The 20,479-nt window shown below is 75.2% G+C and carries 21 protein-coding genes; 12 read left to right on the top strand and 9 right to left on the bottom strand.

Annotated features, from left to right (window positions below; translation table 11 throughout):
• Window positions 1–202: 202 nt before the first annotated feature.
• The 9 genes from OO57_RS28045 (at window position 203) to OO57_RS28010 (ending at window position 7,775) form a co-directional block, all read left to right on the top strand.
• Window positions 203–1,564: a cytochrome P450 gene (locus tag OO57_RS28045; RefSeq protein ID WP_033255478.1), complete on the top strand. Its 1,362-nt coding sequence runs from the start codon at window positions 203–205 to the stop codon at window positions 1,562–1,564.
• Window positions 1,561–1,737, top strand: a complete 177-nt coding sequence (locus OO57_RS44175) for a hypothetical protein (RefSeq protein WP_158715250.1) — start codon at window positions 1,561–1,563, stop codon at window positions 1,735–1,737. Before OO57_RS28045 ends, OO57_RS44175 begins: the two co-directional genes overlap by 4 nt.
• A 66-nt stretch (window positions 1,738–1,803) precedes the next feature.
• Complete coding sequence (locus OO57_RS28040) at window positions 1,804–2,448, top strand: L-histidine N(alpha)-methyltransferase (RefSeq protein WP_234337533.1); 645 nt, start codon at window positions 1,804–1,806, stop codon at window positions 2,446–2,448.
• A gap of 147 nt (window positions 2,449–2,595) precedes the next feature.
• On the top strand, window positions 2,596–4,266 hold the full coding sequence (locus OO57_RS28035; RefSeq protein WP_033255476.1) for a bifunctional S-methyl-5-thioribose-1-phosphate isomerase/methylthioribulose 1-phosphate dehydratase: 1,671 nt from the start codon (window positions 2,596–2,598) through the stop codon (window positions 4,264–4,266).
• A complete protein-coding gene (locus OO57_RS28030; protein ID WP_033255475.1) occupies window positions 4,263–4,841 on the top strand; it encodes a 1,2-dihydroxy-3-keto-5-methylthiopentene dioxygenase in 579 nt (192 codons plus the stop codon). Before OO57_RS28035 ends, OO57_RS28030 begins: the two co-directional genes overlap by 4 nt.
• Window positions 4,838–5,638 carry an acireductone synthase gene (gene mtnC, locus OO57_RS28025; protein ID WP_234337532.1) on the top strand — a complete coding sequence of 267 codons (801 nt, stop codon included), beginning with the start codon at window positions 4,838–4,840 and terminating at the stop codon, window positions 5,636–5,638. The genes OO57_RS28030 and mtnC overlap by 4 nt, the downstream gene beginning before the upstream one ends.
• Window positions 5,635–6,489: an S-methyl-5'-thioadenosine phosphorylase gene (locus tag OO57_RS28020; RefSeq protein ID WP_051778332.1), complete on the top strand. Its 855-nt coding sequence runs from the start codon at window positions 5,635–5,637 to the stop codon at window positions 6,487–6,489. The genes mtnC and OO57_RS28020 overlap by 4 nt, the downstream gene beginning before the upstream one ends.
• 46 nt (window positions 6,490–6,535) lie before the next feature.
• Entirely contained in the window at window positions 6,536–6,886 is a 351-nt protein-coding gene (locus OO57_RS28015; protein ID WP_033255474.1) for a tRNA-binding protein, read from the top strand.
• Between the two features lie 181 nt (window positions 6,887–7,067).
• Window positions 7,068–7,775: an MBL fold metallo-hydrolase gene (locus OO57_RS28010; protein WP_033255473.1), complete on the top strand. Its 708-nt coding sequence runs from the start codon at window positions 7,068–7,070 to the stop codon at window positions 7,773–7,775.
• Between the two features lie 43 nt (window positions 7,776–7,818).
• On the opposite strand, the gene OO57_RS28005 is transcribed toward OO57_RS28010, so the two are convergent.
• Window positions 7,819–9,216: an NAD(P)/FAD-dependent oxidoreductase gene (locus OO57_RS28005; RefSeq protein ID WP_033255472.1), complete on the bottom strand. Its 1,398-nt coding sequence runs from the start codon at window positions 9,214–9,216 to the stop codon at window positions 7,819–7,821.
• Between the two features lie 123 nt (window positions 9,217–9,339).
• On the opposite strand from OO57_RS28005, the gene OO57_RS28000 reads away from it, so the two are divergent.
• Window positions 9,340–9,567 (top strand): hypothetical protein, encoded by a 228-nt coding sequence (locus OO57_RS28000; RefSeq protein ID WP_033255471.1) that lies wholly within the window; start codon window positions 9,340–9,342, stop codon window positions 9,565–9,567.
• 90 nt (window positions 9,568–9,657) lie between these two features.
• Here OO57_RS28000 and OO57_RS27995 read toward each other — a convergent pair whose 3' ends face one another.
• Complete coding sequence (locus tag OO57_RS27995) at window positions 9,658–10,266, bottom strand: O-methyltransferase (protein WP_033255470.1); 609 nt, start codon at window positions 10,264–10,266, stop codon at window positions 9,658–9,660.
• A 52-nt stretch (window positions 10,267–10,318) separates the two neighbouring features.
• Window positions 10,319–11,353: an LPXTG cell wall anchor domain-containing protein gene (locus tag OO57_RS42985; protein WP_051778331.1), complete on the bottom strand. Its 1,035-nt coding sequence runs from the start codon at window positions 11,351–11,353 to the stop codon at window positions 10,319–10,321.
• 194 nt (window positions 11,354–11,547) lie between these two features.
• Between OO57_RS42985 and OO57_RS27985 the strand changes: the two genes are divergently transcribed.
• Window positions 11,548–12,561 (top strand): patatin-like phospholipase family protein, encoded by a 1,014-nt coding sequence (locus OO57_RS27985; RefSeq protein ID WP_051778330.1) that lies wholly within the window; start codon window positions 11,548–11,550, stop codon window positions 12,559–12,561.
• A gap of 382 nt (window positions 12,562–12,943) precedes the next feature.
• Here OO57_RS27985 and OO57_RS27980 read toward each other — a convergent pair whose 3' ends face one another.
• Both OO57_RS27980 and OO57_RS39855 read right to left on the bottom strand, forming a co-directional pair.
• A complete protein-coding gene (locus tag OO57_RS27980; RefSeq protein WP_158715249.1) occupies window positions 12,944–13,468 on the bottom strand; it encodes a hypothetical protein in 525 nt (174 codons plus the stop codon).
• Window positions 13,469–13,686: 218 nt separating this feature from the next.
• Window positions 13,687–15,324, bottom strand: a complete 1,638-nt coding sequence (locus OO57_RS39855) for a WXG100 family type VII secretion target (protein WP_158715248.1) — start codon at window positions 15,322–15,324, stop codon at window positions 13,687–13,689.
• Window positions 15,325–15,560: 236 nt separating this feature from the next.
• On the opposite strand from OO57_RS39855, the gene OO57_RS27970 reads away from it, so the two are divergent.
• Complete coding sequence (locus OO57_RS27970; protein WP_158715247.1) at window positions 15,561–16,265, top strand: DUF6348 family protein; 705 nt, start codon at window positions 15,561–15,563, stop codon at window positions 16,263–16,265.
• Window positions 16,266–16,310: 45 nt separating this feature from the next.
• Here OO57_RS27970 and OO57_RS27965 read toward each other — a convergent pair whose 3' ends face one another.
• The 4 genes from OO57_RS27965 to OO57_RS27950 all read right to left on the bottom strand — a co-directional run bounded on the left by OO57_RS27965 (window position 16,311) and on the right by OO57_RS27950 (window position 20,410).
• The gene (locus OO57_RS27965; protein ID WP_158715246.1) at window positions 16,311–17,192 is read right to left on the bottom strand and encodes a LamG domain-containing protein; all 882 of its coding nucleotides are present in this window, start codon (window positions 17,190–17,192) and stop codon (window positions 16,311–16,313) included.
• Between the two features lie 177 nt (window positions 17,193–17,369).
• Entirely contained in the window at window positions 17,370–17,858 is a 489-nt protein-coding gene (locus OO57_RS27960) for a nucleotide triphosphate diphosphatase NUDT15 (protein WP_033255483.1), read from the bottom strand.
• Window positions 17,855–19,354: an SDR family NAD(P)-dependent oxidoreductase gene (locus tag OO57_RS27955; protein WP_033255467.1), complete on the bottom strand. Its 1,500-nt coding sequence runs from the start codon at window positions 19,352–19,354 to the stop codon at window positions 17,855–17,857. The genes OO57_RS27960 and OO57_RS27955 overlap by 4 nt, the downstream gene beginning before the upstream one ends.
• Before the next feature lie 114 nt (window positions 19,355–19,468).
• The gene (locus OO57_RS27950; RefSeq protein ID WP_051778326.1) at window positions 19,469–20,410 is read right to left on the bottom strand and encodes an AEC family transporter; all 942 of its coding nucleotides are present in this window, start codon (window positions 20,408–20,410) and stop codon (window positions 19,469–19,471) included.
• Window positions 20,411–20,479 lie beyond the last annotated feature (69 nt).

Below are 20,479 nucleotides of genomic sequence, written 5' to 3'. Positions count from 1 at the left end.
TTGGTCCGCACCCTCCCCCGGAATTACCCGGCTATCCAGAAATTCCCGAACCTGGTACTCCCGGTTCCAGGCTCCCGGTTCCAGGCTCCGGATTCCCGGCTGGGCGCACCCAGGACTACTGCACCCGGACAGATCGGAGATAACAGAAATATCTCGCGGCCCCCTGGCGGAACCGTCTCCGGTGCGGTCAGAATCCGTAACCATGACCAAGCAGGCACCTCTGGCCGACGGCCACCCGCTGCTCGGATCGCTGCGCGACCTGCGCGACGACACGCTCGGCACCTACCTGCGGGCCCACCGCTCCCACGGCGACGTGGTCCGGTTCGCCGTCGGCCCGCCCGGGCTGCGGGCCAGCCTGTACGGGGTGTTCTCCGCGGAGGGCGTGCAGCGGGTGCTCGGCACCGACGCGGCGAATTTCCGCAAGGAGAACAACGTCTACACGGAGATCCGGGAGAGCGTCGGAAACGGACTCCTCACCAGTCAGGACGCGGAATACGTCCGGCAGCGGAGAATGATTCAACCGCTGTTCACCCGCAGTCGGGTGGACGCCTACGCGGGAATCGTCCACGACGAGGCGGCCGAGCTCGCCAAACGCTGGGAATCCGCCCCGGACGGCACCGTCGAACTCTCCCGCGAAATGGACGTCCTCACCCTCCGGGCGGTGGCCAGGATCCTGTTCGGGGCGGACATCGACACCGCGGCCGGGATCGTCGGGCGCGAGTTCCCGGTCGTCGGCAGCAGCGTCCTGCGCCGCGCCGTCGCCCCGGTGCGGATCCCGCGCGGCTGGCCCACCCCGGCCAACCGGCGCACCGCCGCCGCCCAGGCCGAGCTGTACCGGATCTGCGACCGGATCATCGCCCGGCGCCTCGACGACGCCGACCAGGACGCCCGCGACATGATCACCCTGCTCACCCGGGCCCGGGACGAGGACGGCTCCCGGCTCGGCCCGGAGGCCGTCCGCGACCAGGTGCTGATCTTCCTGCTCGCCGGGCACGAGACCACCGCGACCGCGCTCACCTTCGCCCTGCACCTGCTCGCCCGCCACCCCGAGGCCCAGGAACGGGCCCGCGCCGAGGTCGACCTGGCCCTGGACGGCCGCCCCGCCGCGGCCGCCGACCTCGACCGGCTCCCGTACCTCACCCGGGTGTTCAAGGAGGCGATGCGGCTCTACCCCTCGGTCGCCGTCATGGGCCGCCGGGCGGTGGCCGGGGCCGAGATCGACGGGTACGCGATCCCGGCCGGCGCCGACGTCTACGTCAGCCCGTACGTGACCCACCGCCACCCCGCCTACTGGCAGGACCCGGACGCCTTCGACCCGGACCGCTTCACCCCCGAGGCCGAGGCCGCCCGGCCGCGCTACGCCTGGTTCCCGTTCGGCGGCGGGCCGCGCGCCTGCATCGGCCAGTACTTCTCGATGCTGGAGGGCGTCGTCGGCCTGGCCACCCTGCTCCAGCGCCACCGGTTCACGGCGGTCGACACCCGCGTCCCGCTCGGGCTCGCCATGACCCTGCAGGCCGCGGGCCCGGTGCGGGTGCGCCTGACCGCACGCGGGGACCGGCCGTGAAGCAGATCCGCGCCGCGGGGCCCGACGACCGCGCCGCCCTGCCGCGGCCCGAACCCGAACCCGTTCCCGTTCCCGTCCCCGTCCTCGCCGGGGCCCCGCACGAGGGGCCGGGCGTCAGCGACCGGGAGCTGCGGGCCGAACACCCCTCGGCCGTCAACCGCTTCCGCCGCTGAAAGGACGATCCTTTGCCATCCGCCGATTCGGAGTCCTTCTACCGAGGAGGGGGCGCCGGGGCCATCATGAGGGCGGCCCACTTCCCCGACGAGGTCCTGGCGTTCCTCCAGATGGAGAGCCTGACCGCCCTGGACGTCGCCGCCCGGCACGGCTGCGACAGCCTGGTCGAACTGGGCTGCTACGACGGCCGCGCCCTGGAGGTGGCCCGCGCCGCCGACATCCGCTACCTGGGCGTCGACGTCAGCACCGGGGCCATCGACGCGCTCAACCGCCGGATCGCCGACGAGGACCTCCAGGAACGCGCCGGGGCCGTGGTCGGCAACATCCTGCACTGCTCCGAGTGGCTCCACGCCGTCCGGGGCGAACGGCCGCTGCAACTCCTGCCGTTCAACCTGGCCGGGAACCTCGCCGAACCGGAGAAGGCCATCGCGGGCCTGCGGGAGGTCGGCGGCCTCGCCGTCATCTCGGTCTTCAACGACCGCCCGTGGACCACCGACCTGCGCCGCGCCTACTACCTGGCCTGCGGCATCGCCGTCCTGGAGGAGGCCCCCAGCCGACACGGCGGCGTGGTCTTCCGCGGCGAGGACGGCTTCCAGTCGCAGTCCTTCAGCGACGACGGCGTCACCGCGCTGCTCGACGGCGCCGGGGTCAGCGTCGTCCACGAACGCGCCAACCGGCTCGGCCGCTGCGTCACCGTCCGCTTCACCTGACGACACCCGGCACCACGCCGGCCCCGCACCGCCGCAGACACCTGGTGCCGCGCCGGCCGCGCACCGCCGCAGACACCTGGTGCCGCGCCGGCCGCGCACCGCCGGAGACACCTGGCGCCACGTCAGCCCCACACCGCCGGAGACCACATGACCAGCACCGCCATCGAACCGTCACTGACCTGGGACGACGGCGCCGTCCTCGCCCTCGACCAGCGCGCCCTGCCGCACCGCCGCGAGCTGCTGCGCCTGGAGACCGTGGACCAGGTCGTCGACGCCGTCCGGGCGCTGGCCGTCCGCGGCGCACCCGCGATCGGCCTGGCCGGGGCGTTCGGCGTGGCCATCTCGGCCCGGCGGCACACCACCGCCGCCGGGCTCGACGCCCCCGCCGTCCGCGCGGACGCCGCCCGGCTGGCCGCGGCCCGGCCCACCGCCGTCAACCTCGGCTGGGCCGTCCGCCGCGCCCTGGCACGCCTCCCGGACGGCCCCGACGCCGTCCTCGCCGAGGCGCTCGCCATGCTCGACGAGGACGTCGCCGTCAACCTGGCCGCCGTCGCCCGCGCCGCCGACCTGGTCGAGGCGCTCACCCCCGACCGGCCGCTGCGGGTCCTCACCCACTGCAACACCGGACGCCTCGCCACCGCCGCCGTCGGCACCGCCCTGGGCACCGTCCGCGAACTCGCCGACCGCGGCCGGATCGAGGAGGTCCTGGTCGACGAGACCCGGCCGCTGCTCCAGGGCGCCCGCCTCACCGCCTGGGAACTCGGCGAGGCGGGCATCCCCTACCGGCTGTGCGTGGACGCCGCGGCCGCCGCCGCGATGTCCCGCGGGATGGTCGACTGCGTGCTGGTCGGCGCCGACCGGATCGCCGCCAACGGCGACGTCGCCAACAAGATCGGCACCTACGGCCTGGCCGTGGCCGCCGCCCGGCACGGCATCCCGTTCGTCGTGGTCGCCTCCGACTCCACCTGGGACCGCACCCTGCCCGACGGCACCGGCATCGTCGTGGAGGAACGCGCCCCGGACGAGGTCACCCACCTCCAGGGCGTCGCCGCGGCACCCGCCGGAGCGGGCGTCCACAACCCCGCCTTCGACGTCACCCCCGCCGAACTCGTCACCGCCATCGTCTCCGAGCACGCCACCGTCCGCCCCGCCGCCACCGCCGCCCGGGCCGCCGAACAACTCGCCGTCCTCTCCGGCACCCTGTACCGGCGCGGCTGGATGCCCGGCACCGCGGGCAACCTCTCCGTCCTGCTGCCCGACCCCGGCGGCCGGGTCCTGATCACCGCCAGCGGCCGCGACAAGGGCGCCCTCACCCCCCGGGACCTCGTCACCGTCGACCTCGCCACCGGGCGCCCGGTCGCACCGACCGGCCCGCGGGCCTCCGCCGAGACCCTGATCCACACCGCCGTGTACCGGGCCACCGACGCCCGCGCGGTCGTCCACGCGCACGCCCCGTACGCCACCGCCGTCGCCGCCCGGGTCGGCGCCCGCGACCGCGCCACCACCCTGGAACTCGCCGACTTCGAACTGCTCAAGGGCCTCGGGCTGGCCGACCCCGCCCGCACCGCCGTCCCGGTCCTCCCCAACTGGCCCGACGTCGCCCGGATCGCCGCCGACGTCGCCGACCACCTCGCCCGCACCCCCGGGCACCCGCCCGCCCTGCTGATCACCGACCACGGCGTCACCGTCTGGGGCGACGACCTCGACCAGGCCCGCAACCGGCTCGAATGCCTGGAGGCGATCTGCCAGTTGCTGGTGCTCAACCCGCCCGCCGCCGACCGACCGGCCCGAGAGCCGGAAGAGGGGACCCGACCGTGACCCTGCTCCAGGTGATGCCCGAGGACGCGCCGCACACCGTCCTGCTGCGCACCCGCGACGACGCCGAGATCACCGCGGCCCTGACCGCCTGCGGCGTCCGGCTGCGGCACTGGCCGGTCCGCGGCACCGTCACCGCCGCCACCACCGGCGAGGAACTGCTCGCCCGCTACCGCGCCGAGGTCGACGCGCTCTGCGCCGAGGAGGGGCTGCGGCTGGTCGACGTCGCCCAACTGCTCCCCGAGGAGGGCCCGGAGTGGGCGGAGCGCGCCGCCGGGGCCCGCGGCACCTTCCTGGAGGAGCACCGGCACGCCGAGAACGAGGTCCGCTTCTTCGCCCACGGCACCGGCTGCTTCTACCTGCACACCGGCGGCCGGGTGCTCGCCGTGGTCTGCGAGGCCGGCGACCTGCTGTCGGTGCCCGCCGGCACCCGGCACTGGTTCGACATGGGCCCGCGCCCGGAGTTCAGCGCCATCCGCTTCTTCGAGGAGGAGGACGGCTGGGTCGGCGACTTCACCGGCGACCCGATCGCCCAGGGCTTCCCCCGCCTGGACGCCCTGCTGGCGGCGGACCGGTGAGCGCCGCCCCGCGGACCGACGCGGCCGCCCCGCGGACCGATGCCCCCGCGCTGCGGGTCGGCGCGGACGCCCCCGCGCTGCGGGTCGACGCCGTCGTCGTCGACATCGAGGGCACCGTCGGCTCGGCCTCCCACGTGCAGCAGGTGCTCTTCCCCTACGCCCGCGCCCGGTACGCGAGCTGGTTCGCCGCCCGGCGCGGCCGGGCCCGCACCGCCGAACTGCTGGACCTCGTCCGCGCCGCCGCCGACGACCCCGCGCTGGCCGAGGCGGGCGCCGTCGCCGCGCTCACCGCCTGGACCGACGCCGACGTCAAGTCGCCCGCGCTGAAGGCAGTCCAGGCCGCGATCTGGGCCGACGGCTACGCCGACGGCACCCTCACCGGGCACGTGTACGAGGACGTGCCCGGCGCGCTGGAGACCTGGGCCGCCGCCGGGATCGCCCGCTACGTCTACTCCTCCGGCGCCCGCCCCGCCCAGCGCGACTGGTTCCGGCACAGCGGCCGCGGCGACCTCACCCCGCTGCTCGACGGCTACTTCGACCTGGACAGCGCGGGCGGCAAGCACGACCCCGGCTCCTACCGGGCGATCGGCCGGGCCATCGGGGTCCCGCCCGGGCGCACCCTCTTCCTCAGCGACCTGCCCGGCGAGCTCGCCGCCGCCACCGCCGCGGGCTGGCACGCCGTCGGCGTGGCCCGCGACGGCGCGCCCCCGACCACCGGCGACCTCCGCTGGATCACCACCCTCGCGGAGATCGCCCTCCGGGGCCCCGCCGACGACCGGAAGGCAGACCAGCCGTGACCACCGAGGACCAGCACCCGTTCGGGCACCCGACCGAGGATCCGACTGAGGACCCGGCTGCCCCGATCGGGGTGATCGGCGGCAGCGGCTTCTACCAACTCCTGCACGGCGCCCGGGAGGTGAAGGTCGACACGCCCTACGGCCCGCCCTCCGACCTGCTCGCGGTCGGCACCGTCGCCGGGCGGCAGGTCGCCTTCCTGCCCCGGCACGGCCGCGGCCACGCCCTGCCCCCGCACCGGATCAACTACCGCGCCAACCTGTGGGCGCTGCGCACCCTCGGCGTCCGGCAGGTCCTCGCCCCGTGCGCCGTCGGCTCGCTCCGCCGCGACCTGCCGCCCGGCGCGCTGGTGGTCCCCGACCAGCTGGTGGACCGCACCAGCGGCCGGGTCCAGAGCTACTTCGACGAGGGCGCGCTGCACGTCCAGTTCGCCGACCCCTACTGCGGGAACGGCCGCCGGGCGGCCGTGGCGGCGGCCCGGGCGCGCGGCACCGAGGCGCACGACGGCGGCACCATGGTGGTGGTCGAGGGGCCGCGCTTCTCCACCCGCGCCGAATCGCAGTGGTTCGCCGCCGCGGGCTGGTCGATCGTCAACATGACCGGCCACCCGGAAGCCGTCCTCGCCCGCGAACTCGCGCTCTGCTACACCCCGTTGGCACTCGTCACCGACGTCGACGCGGGCATCGACGCGGCCGAGAGCGTCGCCCAGGAAGAGGTTTTCGCGGTGTTCGCCCGCAACATCGAGCGCCTGCGTGAGATCGTGATCACAGCGGTGGAACTGCTGCCCGAGCACCGCGACTGCCGCTGTGCCCGGGCCCTCGACGGTCTCCACCTGCCGTTCGAACTCCCGTGACTGCGGCCGCCGTCGGCCGCGCACCAGACGAGGAAGACCACAGCGCATGAGCAGCAACGATCCCAAGCCGCAGACCGACGCCGGCCACTTCTTCTCCGCCGACATCCGGGTCGGCCGGATCCTGGAGGTCGACGAGTTCCCCGAGGCGCGCAAGCCCGCCTACAAGATCAAGGCCGACTTCGGCCCGGTCGGCGTCCTGCAGACCAGTGCCCAGGTCACCGGCTACCGCATCGACGAACTGAAGGACCGCCTGGTCATCGGGGTGGTCAACCTCGGCGCCAAGCGGATCGCCGGGTTCACCAGCGAGTTCCTGATCCTCGGCTCGTACGACGGCGACGGCCGCGTCCACCTGCTCTCGCCCGAGTCGGTGGCCGCGCCCGGGGACGTGATCGGCTGACGTCCGGGACGTGGTCGGCTGACCCCGGGACGTGATCGGCTGACGCCCGGGGACGTGGTCGGCTGACCCCGCGCCACCCGCCCGCGGACGGTCGCGGCGTGCTGCCCGCCGAACGGGTGGCATCGCCGCGACCCCGGGTGAACGGCCGGTACCGCCGCGGGGGCGGGTCGTTCAGCCGGGCATGTGCCTCGTCGAACTGTCACCGCAGCTGTTCCAGCTCCGCTTCGAGATCGGACACGCCTACCTGTGGCGGGACGCGGACTCGCTCACCCTCGTCGACACCGGCATCAGCGGCTCGGAGCGGGCCGTCGCCGAGGCGATCGGCCGACTCGGGCTGCGGGAGGGCGACCTGGACCGGGTCGTGCTCACCCACGGGCACGAGGACCACGCGGGCGCGGCCGCCGCGATCGGTGCCTGGCCGGGCGTCGAGGTGCTGGCCCACCGGCTGGAGGCACCGGTCGTCCGCGGCGAACACCCGTACGCCCCACCGGTGTTCGACGACGTCCCCGACTGGGAGCGCGCCCTGTACGAGAACAAGCCCGCCCTGCCGCCCGCCCCGCCCGCCCGGGTCGACCGGGAGCTGGCGGACGGCGACGTCCTCGACTTCGGCGGCGGCGCGCACGTGGTCGGCGTCCCCGGCCACACCGACGGCAGCATCGCCCTGTACCTGCCCGGCCCCGGCGTCCTCTTCACCGGCGACGCGGTCGCCAACGTCCAGGGCCACACCATGGTCGGCGTCTTCAACCGCTCCCACGAGCAGGCCGTCGCCTCCCTGCGCCGCCTCGCCGAACTCGACGCCGCCACCGCCTGCTTCGGCCACGGCGACCCGATCCTCACCGGCGCCGCCCACCGCCTGCGCGCCGCCGCCGCGGCGCCGTACCCGGGCTGAGGGGCCGCTCGGCGGGGCCGTTCGGCGGGGTCCCTCGGCGGGGTCAGCTGTCGAAGCCCAGGCCGAGCCGGTCCATGGCCCTGAGCCAGAGGTTGCGCCGCCCGGCGCGGGCGTCGGCGCGGTGCAGGGACCACTGGGTGAGGCCGATGCCGAGGGAGCGGACCGGCTCGGGCGGGAAGGGCAGCGGCTTGCGGCGGACCAGCTCCAGGGCGGTGCGTTCGGTGCGGGCCCCCGCGAGGAGGTCGAGGACCACCTCCGCGCCGAAGCGGGTCGCGCCGACGCCGAGGCCGGTGTAGCCCGCGGCGTAGGCGACCCGGCCGCCGTGGCTGAGGTCGAAGAAGGCGGAGAACCGGGTGCAGGTGTCGATGGCGCCGCCCCAGGCGTGGGTGAAGCGCAGGCCCTCCAACTGCGGGAAGGTGCGGGCGAAGTGCCGGGCCAGGGTGGCGAAGGTCTCGGGGCGCTGGTCGCGGTCGGCGCTGACCCGGCCGCGGTAGCGGTGGACGACGTCGTAGCCGCCGAACAGGATCCGGTCGTCGGCGGAGAGCCGGACGTAGTGGAAGTGGTTGTCGCTGTCGGCCCAGCCCTGGCGGCCCCGCCAGCCGACCGCGGCCAGCTGGGCGGCGCTGAGCGGCTCGGTCATCAGCGCGTAGTCGTAGACCGGCACGGTGTAGGGGCGGTGGCGGCGCAGCAGGGACGGGAAGGCGTTGGTGGCGAGGGCGACGCGTCCGGCGGTGATCCGGCCGTAGGGGGTGCGGACGGCGACGCCGGTGGGGGTGGCGGCGAGGTCGGTGGCGGGGGTGTGCTCGTGGATCCGGACGCCGAGCTCCTCGCAGGCCCGCTTGAGGCCCCAGGCGAGGCGGGCGGGGTTGACCATGGCGACGCCGTGGCGGTCCCACAGGCCGCCGAGGAAGGTGGGGGAGTCGACCTGGGCGCGCACCTCGTCCCGGTCGAGGACGTCGTGGTGGCTGCCGTAGCGGGCGGCGAGCTCGGCGAACTCCCGCAGCTCGCCGACCTGGTGGGGCCGGGTGGCGACGGCGAGGGAGCCGCTGCGCCGCCAGTCGCAGTCGATGCCGTAGCGGTGGACGGCGTCCTGCATCGCGTCGAGGTTGGCGCGGCCGAGCCGTTCGAGTGCGGCGAGTTCGGCGGGCCAGCGCCGGTGGCCGTTGGCGAGGCCGTGGGTGAGGCTGGACTCGCAGAAGCCGCCGTTGCGCCCGGAGGCCGCCCAGCCGCTCTCGCGGGCCTCGACCAGCAGGACGTCGCGCCCGGGGTCGCGCTCCTTGGCGAGCAGCGCGGTCCACAGGCCGCCGTAGCCGCCGCCGACCACCAGCAGGTCGCAGCGGGTGTCGCCGGTCAGGGCGGGCCGGGCCGCGGGCCGGCCGGGGTCGTCGAGCCAGAAGGGGGTGGGCTGGGCGTCCCGGAGGGCGTGGACGGGATCGGCCATGGCGGAGGCTCCTTCGGCGGTGCACGGGCGTGTCCGGGCCCCGGCGCGGAGAGTGCGGGGCCCGGATGACGCCATGAGACCGCCTGGGCGCATTTAACGTCAATGGCGTTGACGTAAGGCAGGGTGAGGGAGGTTGGGGCCAGGCCGGGGCTGGGGCTGGGCCGCCGCGTCCTGGACGCCGCGCGCGAGGACGTCCTGGCGATCGAGGACCACCTGCTCGCCGATCTGGAGCCGCGGGCCCAGAAGTCCCTGCGCGTCCTGCTCGCCGGGCTGGTCGGCGACCCTGTCGTCCGGGTCGAGAACGGCCGGGAGTACGAAGGCCCCTGCGCCCCCGGGCCGAGCGGCGCCTGACCGCGCGGCGGGGCGGTCCGGCAGGCGGCGGTCCGGCAGGCCGCGGGCCGTTGAGGGGTGGGCCGTTGAGGGGCGGCAGTTGGCGGGCCGTCAGGGGCGGCGGGTGGCGAGCAGGGTGGCGAGGTCGGGGGCGAGGCGGACCTCGGTGGTGAGCAGGGCCGGGTGGTCGTACCAGACGGTGCGGCCGGTGTCGGGGGCGCCCCGGTAGGTGGGCGGCCAGGCGGTGAGCGGGGTCAGGTCGTCGACGACCAGGGTGCCGCCGGGGGTGAGCAGGCGTTCGGGGTCGGCGGCCGCGGTCTGCTTGCCGTTGCCGCCGCCGTCCAGCACCAGCAGGTCGAACGGGCCGTGCGGGTGGATCGCCGTCCAGTCGCCGTGCACCACCTCCAGGTCGGGCACGTCGGCAAACAACTCCCGTACCGCGGCGACGCGTTCGGCCTCCCGCTCGACGCTCACCACCCGTACGCCGGGGCGCCGCCCGGCCAGCAGCCAGCCCAGCCCGACCCCGTAGCCGGTGCCGGTCTCGCCGATCCGCCCGCCCGGGGCCGCGCCCGCGGCGAGGGCCTGCAGCAGCCGTCCGTGCTCCGGTCGGCAGGACTGGTCGAAGCCCGCCCCGGCCGCCAACTCGACGGCTCGGGCGACGGGTTCGGGCAGGGCGGCGGTACCGGTGTCGGCGTGGGAGGACGTTCCGAGTACGGACATGCCGTCACGTTAGCGTTCCGGAGGATGACGGTACGGGGTGGATGGCGGAAGGTCAGCGCCGACGGCGGCGGGAGAGCACCAGGGCTCCGGCGCCCAGCACGCACAGGCCCAGCGCGGCGGCGCCCAGGGCGAGGCTGCGGCCGTCGGCGCCGGTGTCCGGCAGCGGGACGGGGGCCGGGCTGGTGGGCGTCGGGGCCGGGGTCGGGGTCGGCGTTGGGGTCGGCGTGGGTGTCGGGGGCGGGCTGGGTTCCTCCGTCGGGCTGGGACTGGGGCTGGGACTGGGGCTGGGGCTGGGGGACGGGCTGGGGCTGGTGTTCGGGCAGGTGACGTGGACCTCGCCGAGGCGGGCGTCGGTGACCTTGCCGGTGTAGAGCTGCTGGCCCTGAAGGTTGTTGAAGGTGCCGGAGACGCTGATGTCCAGCCAGGCGTCCGCGGTGTACTGCGGGACCTGCGTGGCCGGGTCGGCGTGCTGGGTCACCGTGACGTCCAGCGTGGAGGGCCCGATGGTGGCGGGCAGGCCGAGGTCCGCGCCGGTGATCGGGAGCCGGGTGGTGCCGACGCCGACCCGGTGGCCGAGGACGGTCACCTGGTCGCCGTCGGTGTGGTTGTACGCCAGTGCGTACGGGCCGACCGGCGGCGGCACGCACTCCGCGTACGAGTCCAGGGAGGCCACCGAGCCGACCTCGACCGGGCCGTAGTGGATGAACTCGGTGGAGTTGAACCACACCACCAGGTTGGTGAGTTGGGCCTGTGCGAAGTACTTGGCCGGGTCGGTGGCGGTCCGCGTGGTCTTCGTGGAGATGCTGATCCGGGACAGCATCCCGTCCGGGTCCGCGGCGAAGTCCGCCGTGTCGGTGTCGGGCACCGTGCTGGAGCTCGCGGTGCCGTACGCGCCGCGGTACGCCGACAGGCCGATCGCCGGGACGTCCTGGTTGGTGAGCTGCACCAGCGTCGCGCTCGCCAGGTCCCCCGGCGCGGCGGACGCGGAACGCGCGGCGGGGAGCAGGGTGGCCGCCGCGACGGCGCCGGTGGCGGCGAGGACGGCGGTGGCGGCGCGCAGCCGGGGCGCGCGGTTGAGGAGGGGCATCGACCACAGATAACAGGGCGAAAGGCGCACCGCGGGCAGGGCGCGCCCGCGGACGCCCCGGCGGCGGAGCGCGGAGGGGCCGGACGGCGCACCGGGTTCGTGTGCGACACTTCTGGGCGTTCCGGACGGCCCGCCCCGGCACCCGGCGGCGGCGCCCGGGGCACGGCGGCAGGCACGAGCGCGGGAGCAGAAGCGTGGACCAGCAGGACTTCGAGGCCGCGGGCGGCCGGGCCCGGCACGACGTCCTGGCCGCCCTCGCCGAACGGCGGCGCACCGCGAGCCGCCCCGGCGCGCGCACCGACGGCCGACGGATCGCCCTCGCCGTCGAGGGCGGCGGCATGCGCGGCATCATCTCCGGCGGCATGGCGCTCTCCCTCCACGAGGCCGGGCTCACCGGCGCGTTCGACGCCGTCTACGGCGCCTCCGCGGGGGCGCTGACCGGGGCGTGGCTGCTCAGCAGCGACCCCGGACAGCTCGCGGGCTGGGCCGACGCCGAGTACGCCCGGGCGATGATCCGCCCCGGCAACCCGCTGCGCGGCCGTCCCGTCGTCGACCTGCACAACCTGGTCGAGCACCTCTACGCGCACGTCGCCCGGATGGACTTCGACGCGATCCTGGCCAACCCCACCACCCTGCACCCGCTCGCCACCCACACCGGCACCGGCCTCTCCACCGACCTCCACCCGCTGCTCACCGACCCGGCCCGGCTGCGCCTGGCCCTGCGCGCCAGCGCCGCCCTCCCGCTGCTCGCCGGGCCGCCCGTCGAACTCGACGGCAGCCGCTACTACGACGCCGGGCTCGCCGAGTCCGTCCCGTTCCGCACCGCGCTCGCCCAGGGCGCCACCCACGTGCTGGTGCTGCGCTCGCGCGGCCCGGTCGCGGCCCCGGCGACAGCTGCCCCGGCGGCGGCCCCGGCGGTGCTCGCCCCCTCGCGCGGCTCCCGGGTGATCGCCCGGACCGTCCTGCGCCGCTACCCGGCGGCGCTGCGCGACTCCTACCTGGCGCGGGCCGAACGGCTGCGCGCCGACGAGGAGTTGCTCGGCCGCCACGACCTGGCCCCGCCCGCGGACGGCCCCGCAGTGCTCTCCGTCCGCCCCGGCCCGGACACCCCGAAGGTCGGACGCCTGGCCCGCGACCCGGCGCTGCTGCAGGCCGCGCTGGAAGCCGGGCAGGCGGCCATGGACGACCTGCTCGCGCGACTGCCTTGAGCCCCGGGGCCCTGGCCCCGTGCGGGCCTGGCTCCGTACGGGGGCGGATTCCGTACGGGGACGGGTTCTCCGCGCGTCCGGCCGGTCGGCCCGCCGGGCCCGTCGGGGCCGCCGGGTCTGTCGGGGCCGCCGAGCCCGCCGGGTTTGTCGAGCCCGCCGGGTCTGCCACGTCCGTTGGGTTTGCCGGGTCCGTTGGGTTCGCCGGGGTCGTCTGGTTTGCCGAGCCCGCCGGGTCTGCCGGGCCTGCCACGTCCGTTGGGTCTGCCGGGTCCGTCGGGTTTGCCGAGCCCGCCGAGCCCGCCGAGCCCGCCGGGTCCGCCGGGGCCGCTGGGTCCGCCGCGTCCGTCAAGCCCGCCGAGCCTGCCGGGGCCGGTCGGTCCGGTCAGTAGGCCCGGCGTAGCAGGACGCCGCGGCTGCCGGGGGCGACGGTGTGCTGTGCGGGCAGTGGGGCGGCGAGGTCGATCTCCTCGACCAGCAGCCAGCCCTGCTGGGTGGAGAGCCACGGGCGCAGCCGTCCGTCGAGCGCGGACGGGGGGAGGGCGACGAACAGCAGGTCGGTGGGGAGGGCGTGCAGCAGTTCCAGGTCCTGGCCCGCGTGCAGGGTGTCGATCAGCAGCACCGCGCCGAAGCGGCGGCGCACGGGTGGCGGGGCGGCGAGGTCGGCCCCGCTCAGCCGCAGCCGGGCCCGGCCGCGCAGCCTGTCCCAGAGCCGGGCCCGCAGGGTCGGGTCCGGCTCGGCGGCGTGCACGGTGTACCCGGCTCGCAGCAGGCGTCCGGTCAGCGCGCCCTCTCCGGCGCCGAGTTCGGCCAGGGCGCCGCTGCCGGGCGGCCGGTGGCGGGTGACCCAGGCGGCGGTGGCGTCCAGCCGCTCGGCCTCGTACTCGGAGGCCAGCAGTGTCTCGGCCACGGTCACGTCCCGTCGCAGGTGTCCGAACGGCCGCGAACGCGAGCCGTTACGACCCTAGCCACCTGCTTCGTTCGTGGTCCATACCAGCACGGCGAAAAGTTTACGGTTCACGGTCAATTCACAGAGTGGGGCCGTCCGGTGAGGGAACGGCGGGCGGCGGGACGGGCAGTGGTGGGCAGTGACGGGCGGCGGTGGGCGGCGGGACGGTGCCGGTCGGGTCACTCCGCCGCTTCGAAGCCGTTGACGCCGTCCATCTCCTCGACGCTGTCGAGGTCGAGCTCGAAGTCGTCGTCGTAGCGGTCGTCGTGCTCGGAGACGGGCTGGCGGTGGGGGGAGACCCGGCCCAGCTGGAGGGCCGGGTACATGGCGGCGGAGTCGTCGGCGATGATGCCGTCGGGGTGGGCGGCGGCGTTCGGGTCCTCGGTGCTGACGCGGTTGCCGCTGCCGCGGCGCTGGCCGCCGCGGGCGGCCGAGCCGCCGACCGGGCCGTAGCCGCCGTGGCCCATGGCCATCCCGCCCATCATGCCGGGCGGGACGGAGCGGTTCACCGAGTTGGTCGCGGTGGAGGGCGAGGAGCCGCCCGCGGAACCGGAGCCCGCGGCCCCCTCGGTGGGCGTCTGGGTCTCCAGGCGGGTGCTGCTCTTCGCGCTGCCGGAGCCGCTGCCCGGTACGGCGAGCCGGGTGGAGAAGCCGCCGCCCGGGATGCCGCCGCCGTGGCCGGTCGTGGAGCCCGAGCCCGAACCCGAACCCGAACCCGAGCCCGATCCGGAGCCGCCGTGCGAACCGCCGTGCGAACTGCCGGGCAGCACCGGGTCCTTGAGGCCGAGGGTGCTGGTGCCGCCCCGGCCGCTGCCGCCACCGGTCCGGGAGCCGGTCGGGCCGAGCTTGGGCATCAGCGAGGCGAACGCGGCGAGCCCGGCGTCGCCGCCGCCGATGCGCGGACCGTTCAGCGGGGAGGCCGCGCCGCTGGGCGTCGCGTTCGGGCTGAGCGGGTTGGCGGCGAGGGAGGTGAGGCTGTTGAGGACGGTGCGGTTGCTGTCCTCGTTCTCGTTGAGGTTGCCCGCGAGCTTGTCCATCTTGCCGGCGGTGTCGCGGAACGAGGCGAGGATCCGCTTGAGGACGTCCTCGGCGATGGTCTGCAGGATCTTCTCGGCGGCCTCGATCACCAACTTGCCGAACTTGTCGCCGGATTCGCCCATCTTCAGGCTCTGCACGATTCGCTTGAAGCTGGTGCCGTGCGTCTCGATGTCGTCCGCGTCGCGGCGCAACCCGGCCGCGCACTCGGCGAGTTGGGCGAGGTCGATGGAGAAGCCCTGGCCGTTGGAGTTGTTGGCCGGGGTGGGCAGGACCTTCTCCGCGGCCTTCACGATCATGTCCTCGATCGGCCGGGTGATGGCCTGGGCGAGCTTGCCGACCGCCGCCTCCAGCAGCTGGTTCATGATCTCGCGGCCCATCCGCAGCACCGCCGCCGCGCTCCACGGGCCGGTGGACGAGGCCGCCGCCAACTGGGCCTGGATGGAGAAGAGTTGGGTGATGGACTGGGTCTTGGCCAGCTCGACCACCACGGCCGCGGCGCGCAGCACCTTGGCCACCGTGTGGCAGATCTCGGTGATCTTCTTGGAGTACTTGGTGATGGTGCTCCACAGCTCGGAGAGCCGGTCCGCCGAATCGCCCTGGTAGACCTCGTGCAGCATGGCCAGCGCCTTGTCCGCCGTCATCTGGGCGCTGTCCAGCGCCCCGGCGAACTTCTCCAGCTGGTCGGCCAGTTGGTTGAGTTCGTCCTCGTTGGCCCCCGGGAAGCGCACGCCGAGGAGGCCGATGAGGTGGTTGAGCCCCGATGGTAGTTCCACAGCCATTGCCGCCCCCAGCTGCTGCCCGCGGTAAGTCCCTGATCGCGCAGTGCGACGATACACATAGCGGACGACAACGACCACCTGGCCGATCCATCTCGGGCACATTGTGGGCGCACCTGCACGACGTTACGGTGTGCGCCATGGCATGGGGATCATGGCGGCGCGGCCGGTCCGGCACCGGTCCGGGCGCGCCCGGCAGGAGCGCGGAACGGCCTTCCGCACAGGCGGTGTTGGGTGCGGTGGCGGACGAACTGTCCGCGCTGCACGGGGAGCAGTGGCGGGTCGCGGGCGAAGAGGTCCGCGGGCCCGGCGCGTTGGCGGTGCGGCTCGGCGAGCCGCGGGAGGACGACCCGCACCGGCTGGAACTGCTGTTCCTGGCCGACCGGGACCGCCCGGAGACCGCCGTCCCGGACCGACTCACCGGCACCGGGGGCGGATTCGGCGGCGGTGGGGACGAGGATCCGCTGCGCCGCAGCGTCGAGGTGTGGGCGTCCACCGCGGGCGCCGCGCTGATCGAACTCGTCGCCCACAACGGCCGGTTCGCCGGCCACCTGGACCCCTCCGACCCGGACGGCCTGCCCGGCTGGCACGCCATCCACGGCGGCGTGGTCGGCTGGGGCACCGGCAAGCGCTTCCACGACGTCCAGGACTGGCTCGTCCGCAACCCCGTCCTGCCCGCCCTCGCCCCGGCCCTGGGCGGAGACCTCGGACGGGACCAACTCATCGGCGTGCAGGTCTGCTTCGGCGGCGGCGCGGGCCGCCGGACGGCCGAGGTCCGGGTGCACGGCGAGGTGCACGCCGCCGCGTCCGCGGCGCTCGACGCACTGGACTGGCCGCGGGTCGCCGAGGGCGACGCCTACGCCCGGACCTTCGTCCTACTGGTGCGCCGCGCCGGGACCCGCCCCCCGGCCGAGGTCGGCCTCCGGGCCGCCGGGCGGAAGTAGGGCGCGGCGGCCGGGCGGACCGGAGTCGCCCGGCCGCGCGGCCGGTCAGTGCACCGTCGAGGTGTCCCGCTCGATGTTGTAGTCGGCGAGTCCCATGATGCTCCCCTCGCTCAGTGCGCCCTGGAAGACCCAGATGTCGTCCAACTCGCCCTCGAAGTACTCCGTCCACGCGCCGTCGGACCGGGTCCGGCCGATCTGCAGGCCGCCGGTGGCGTCGTAGGCCGGAGCGGCGGTGGCGGAGGTGGAGACGTAGTCGCGGCAGTCGGTGGCGTCGTCCGCGCAGACCTGGCGCTCCGGGTTTCCGTCGACGTAGAGCGTGAACCGGCTCTCGGCGGCGTCGTAGGTGACGGCGAGGTGCGTCCAGTGCTCCAGGACGGAGCGCCAGTCGGAGTGGTTGACCCGGGTGGTGACGCTCCCGGTGCCGTCGGTGTCGCGCAGTTCGGCCTGCCACTCGCCGACCGGGCCCGCAACGGGGTCGGTCCACAGGTAGTGCCAACGGACGGTCACCGCGCTGTCGTCGGCACCGGCGAAGGAGAAGACCGTCATGTCCCTGGCCGGGTTGCCGACGGGGTTGGCCCAGCCGGCCAGGGTGAAGCTCTGATCGGTGTGCAGCGGCAGGCCGGTGGCCTCCGCGTAGCCGTCGAGGCCGTCCAGTCGCATGATGCCGGGAGCGGGGATCAGGTGCTCGGCGCCGTCGATCTCGGCCCCGCCGCCGAGCTGGAGCCCCACTCCGCCGGGCCCTTCGCCGGGGCTGACCTGCGGCGTGCCGGCGGCGGTGGCGAGCTTCCAGCGGGCGACGACCTGGGGCGCCTCCTCGGTCGCCGCCGCCTGGCCGGGTGCGCCCAGCGCCGCCGCGGCCACGGCGGCGAGCACCGCCACCGTCCTCCACCCCCGCGCCCGACCGTGCAGACCCACTGCTCCGTGCATGCCGTACCTCATCTCCCCGAAGGCCAGGACTACCGGACCCGGATCTTCGCGGAACCCCCATGGGTTGTCAACGAACCTTCAGGTGCGGGCAAAAGGTCCGGCCGACCGTCGGGTTCGACCGTCGGGTTCGACCGCCGGGTTCGACCCGGAGCGGCCCGGGAAGGCCCTGAGGGGCCGTCAGGAGGAGTGCGGGGGTGCCGGGTAGTGCCAGGTGCCGCCGGGGGCCCGGTAGTTCGGCAGCCAGGCCGACAGGACCTGTGCGGACGGGTAGAACATCGGCTCGGGGAGTGCGTCCACCGGGACGCGCTCCCAGCCGGCGCAGGCGTGGGGTTCGGTCACCAGTGCCTCGGCCAGGCTCGGCGGGGCCAGCACCGCCGCCGTCACCCGGGTGCGGCCCAGCTCGTGGTCGAGCAGCACCGCCAGCACCCGCATCTCCGCGGCGGGCAGCACGATGCCGGTCTCCTCGGCCAACTCCCGTGCGGCGGCCGCCTCGAAGGACTCCCCGGGGTGGTCCACCTTGCCGCCCGGCAGGCTCCAGGACGGCGACTCCCCGGCGGTGGTGCGCCGCCCGATCAGCACCCGCCCGTCCCCGGTCGGCACGATCACGCCCGCGCCGACCAGCGGCGGCAGCGGGTGCGTCCCCGACGGGGCCTGAGCGTCCGTCACCACTTGCCCTTCTGGTAGTCCTTCAGGAAGCAACCGTACAGGTCCTCGCCCAACTCGCCGCGGACGATCGGGTCGTAGACCCGGGCCGCGCCGTCCACCAGGTCGAGCGGGGCGTGGAAGCCCTCCTCGTGCAGCCGCATCTTCTCCGGGTGCGGGCGCTCGTCGGTGATCCAGCCGGTGTCCACCGCGGTCATCAGGATGCCGTCGGTCTCGAACATCTCCTGCGCGCTGGTGCGGGTCAGCATGTTCAGCGCGGCCTTGGCCATGTTGGTGTGCGGGTGGCCCGACCCCTTGTAGCCGCGCTCGAAGACGCCCTCCATCGCCGAGACGTTGACCACGTACTTGCGGCGCGCCGAGGACGCGGCCAGCGCCGGGCGCAGCTGCGAGATCAGGATGAACGGGGCGGTGGAGTTGCACAGTTGCACCTCCAGCAGCTCGATCGGGCCGACCTCGGAGACGGTCTGCACCCAGCTGTTGGTGTCCGCCAGGTCCGGCACCAGGCCGCCCGCGTCGATCGCCGTACCGGCCGCGATCCGCTCCGGCGAGGCCGAACCCGTCACCAGTGCCAGCGCGGTGACCTCCTCGGCGCTCACCGACGGCTGCTCGCCGCGGCTCTGCCCCGGCAGGGCGGGCACGTCCACCGCGCCCGAACCGAACCGGCCGATCACCGTGGAGGCGGGCAGCACCCCGGCGGGCAGCGGCGCGCTCTCGGCCGCGACCAGCTCGCGGTACGCCTCGGGGGAGCGGCGCACGGTCTGCGCCGCGTTGTTGATCAGGATGTCCAGCGGGCCGTCCGCGGCGACCTCGTCCGCCAGCGCCATCACCTGCGCCGGGTCGCGCAGGTCGATGCCGACGACCTTCAGGCGGTGGATCCACTCGGCGCTGTCCGGCATCGCGGTGAAGCGGCGGATCGCGTCGTTCGGGAAGCGGGTGGTGATCGTGGTGTGCGCGCCGTCGCGCAGCAGGCACAGCGCGATGTACATGCCGATCTTGGCGCGGCCGCCGGTCAGCAGCGCCCGCTTGCCGGTCAGGTCGGCCCGGGCGTGCCGCCGCGAGCGGTTCAGCGCCGCGCAGCCGCGGCACAGCTGGTGGTAGAAGGCGTCCACCTCGACGTACCGCTGCTTGCAGGTGTAGCAGGAGCGCGGACGCTCCAGGATCCCCGCCAGCTCGCTGGTGGTCTCGGTGCTCAGCCCGAACGCGCCCGCCGTCTCGTCGTCGATCCGGCCCGGTGCGCCCGTCGCGGTCTTCGCCGTCACCGCGCGGTCGTTGGCGGTCTTACGGGCCCGGGTCTCCTGGCGGCGGCGCTGCTTGAGGGTGCGGAAGAGGCCGCCGACCGCCAGCCGGACCCGGATCGCGTCCGGGTGGTCGACGTGGATGTCGTCCAGCTCGGCGAGCACCTCCAGGCACAGCTCCAGGCGTTCGGGGTCGATGCCCTTGCCGTAGTCGGTGTCGTCCTCGACCGGGGCGCTGCCCGGGCCGCTCTGCTGGTTCGTCACTGCCGATGCTTCCTCGATCGCCCCATCCGTACCGCCGAACTCTACGGGAGCGCCCCCCGCCGGGGCGAAGCCTGTGACCTGCCGCACTCCGCGGCCCGGTCCGGCCCGCCGGGCTCAACCGCCGCCCAGTGACCAGGCGATGACCGACAGCGTCAGCATCGACAGCACCGTCGACACCAGCACCGCCGACCGCGCCAACACCGGCGCCGCCCCGTACAGCCGCGCGTACACGTACACGTTCTGCGCCGTCGGCAGCGCCGACAGCAGCACCGCCGCCCGCAGCTGCGGCCCCGGCAGGCGCAGCAGCAGCGTGCCGACGGCCAGCGCGGCCAGCGGCTGCCCGAACGCCTTCACCAGCACCGCGACCGCCAGCCCGCCGCGGGCCGGGCGCTGCGGCGCCGCGCCCGGCGGGGAGTGCAGCGACAGGCCCAGGGTGACCAGCGCGGCCGGGACGGCCGCCGCGCCCAGCAGCTCCGCCGAGTGCGCCAGCGGGCCCGGCAGCCGCCACCCGGCCGCCGAGAACAGCGCGCCCAGGCCCGCGCCCAGGATCACCGGGTTGCGCAGCGGCAGCCGGGCCAGCCGCCGCAGCCGCGCGGCGGGGGAGGGCCGGGCGGCTCCGGTGGTGGCGTCCAGCACGGCCAGCACCACCGGTGTGACCAGCAGCACCTGGAACAGCAGCACCGGCGCGACGAACGAGGCGTCGCCGAGCACCTGCGCGGCCACCGGGATGCCGAGGTTGCCGGAGTTCACGTAGCCCGCCGCCATCACCGCCACCGTCCGCTCCGCGGCGCCCCGCCCCCGGCCCCGCCCGGCCAGCAGGCCCAGCAGCGAGGCCACCGCCGTCCCGGCGACGAACGCCAGTACCCAGGTGTCGGCGAAGGACGCCAGGTCGGTGCGCGCCACCACGGTGAACAGCGCGGCCGGCATCGCCACGTGGAACACGAACCGCCCCAGCACCGCCTCCGCGTCCGCCCCCAGCAGCCCCGTCCGCCCGGCCAGCCAGCCGACCGCGGTCAGCACCCAGATCGGCGCGAACGCCGCGACCAACGCCTCCACCCTGACCTCCCACCGCAGTCAACCAGGACGCCCCGGACGTCCGGTCGGCGGGGGAGGGGGGGGGGGCGG

It is taken from the genome of Kitasatospora phosalacinea (assembly GCF_000717185.1).
Taxonomy (GTDB): Bacteria; Actinomycetota; Actinomycetes; order Streptomycetales; family Streptomycetaceae; genus Kitasatospora; species Kitasatospora phosalacinea_A.
This window is presented reverse-complemented; position numbering and strand designations above follow the sequence as displayed.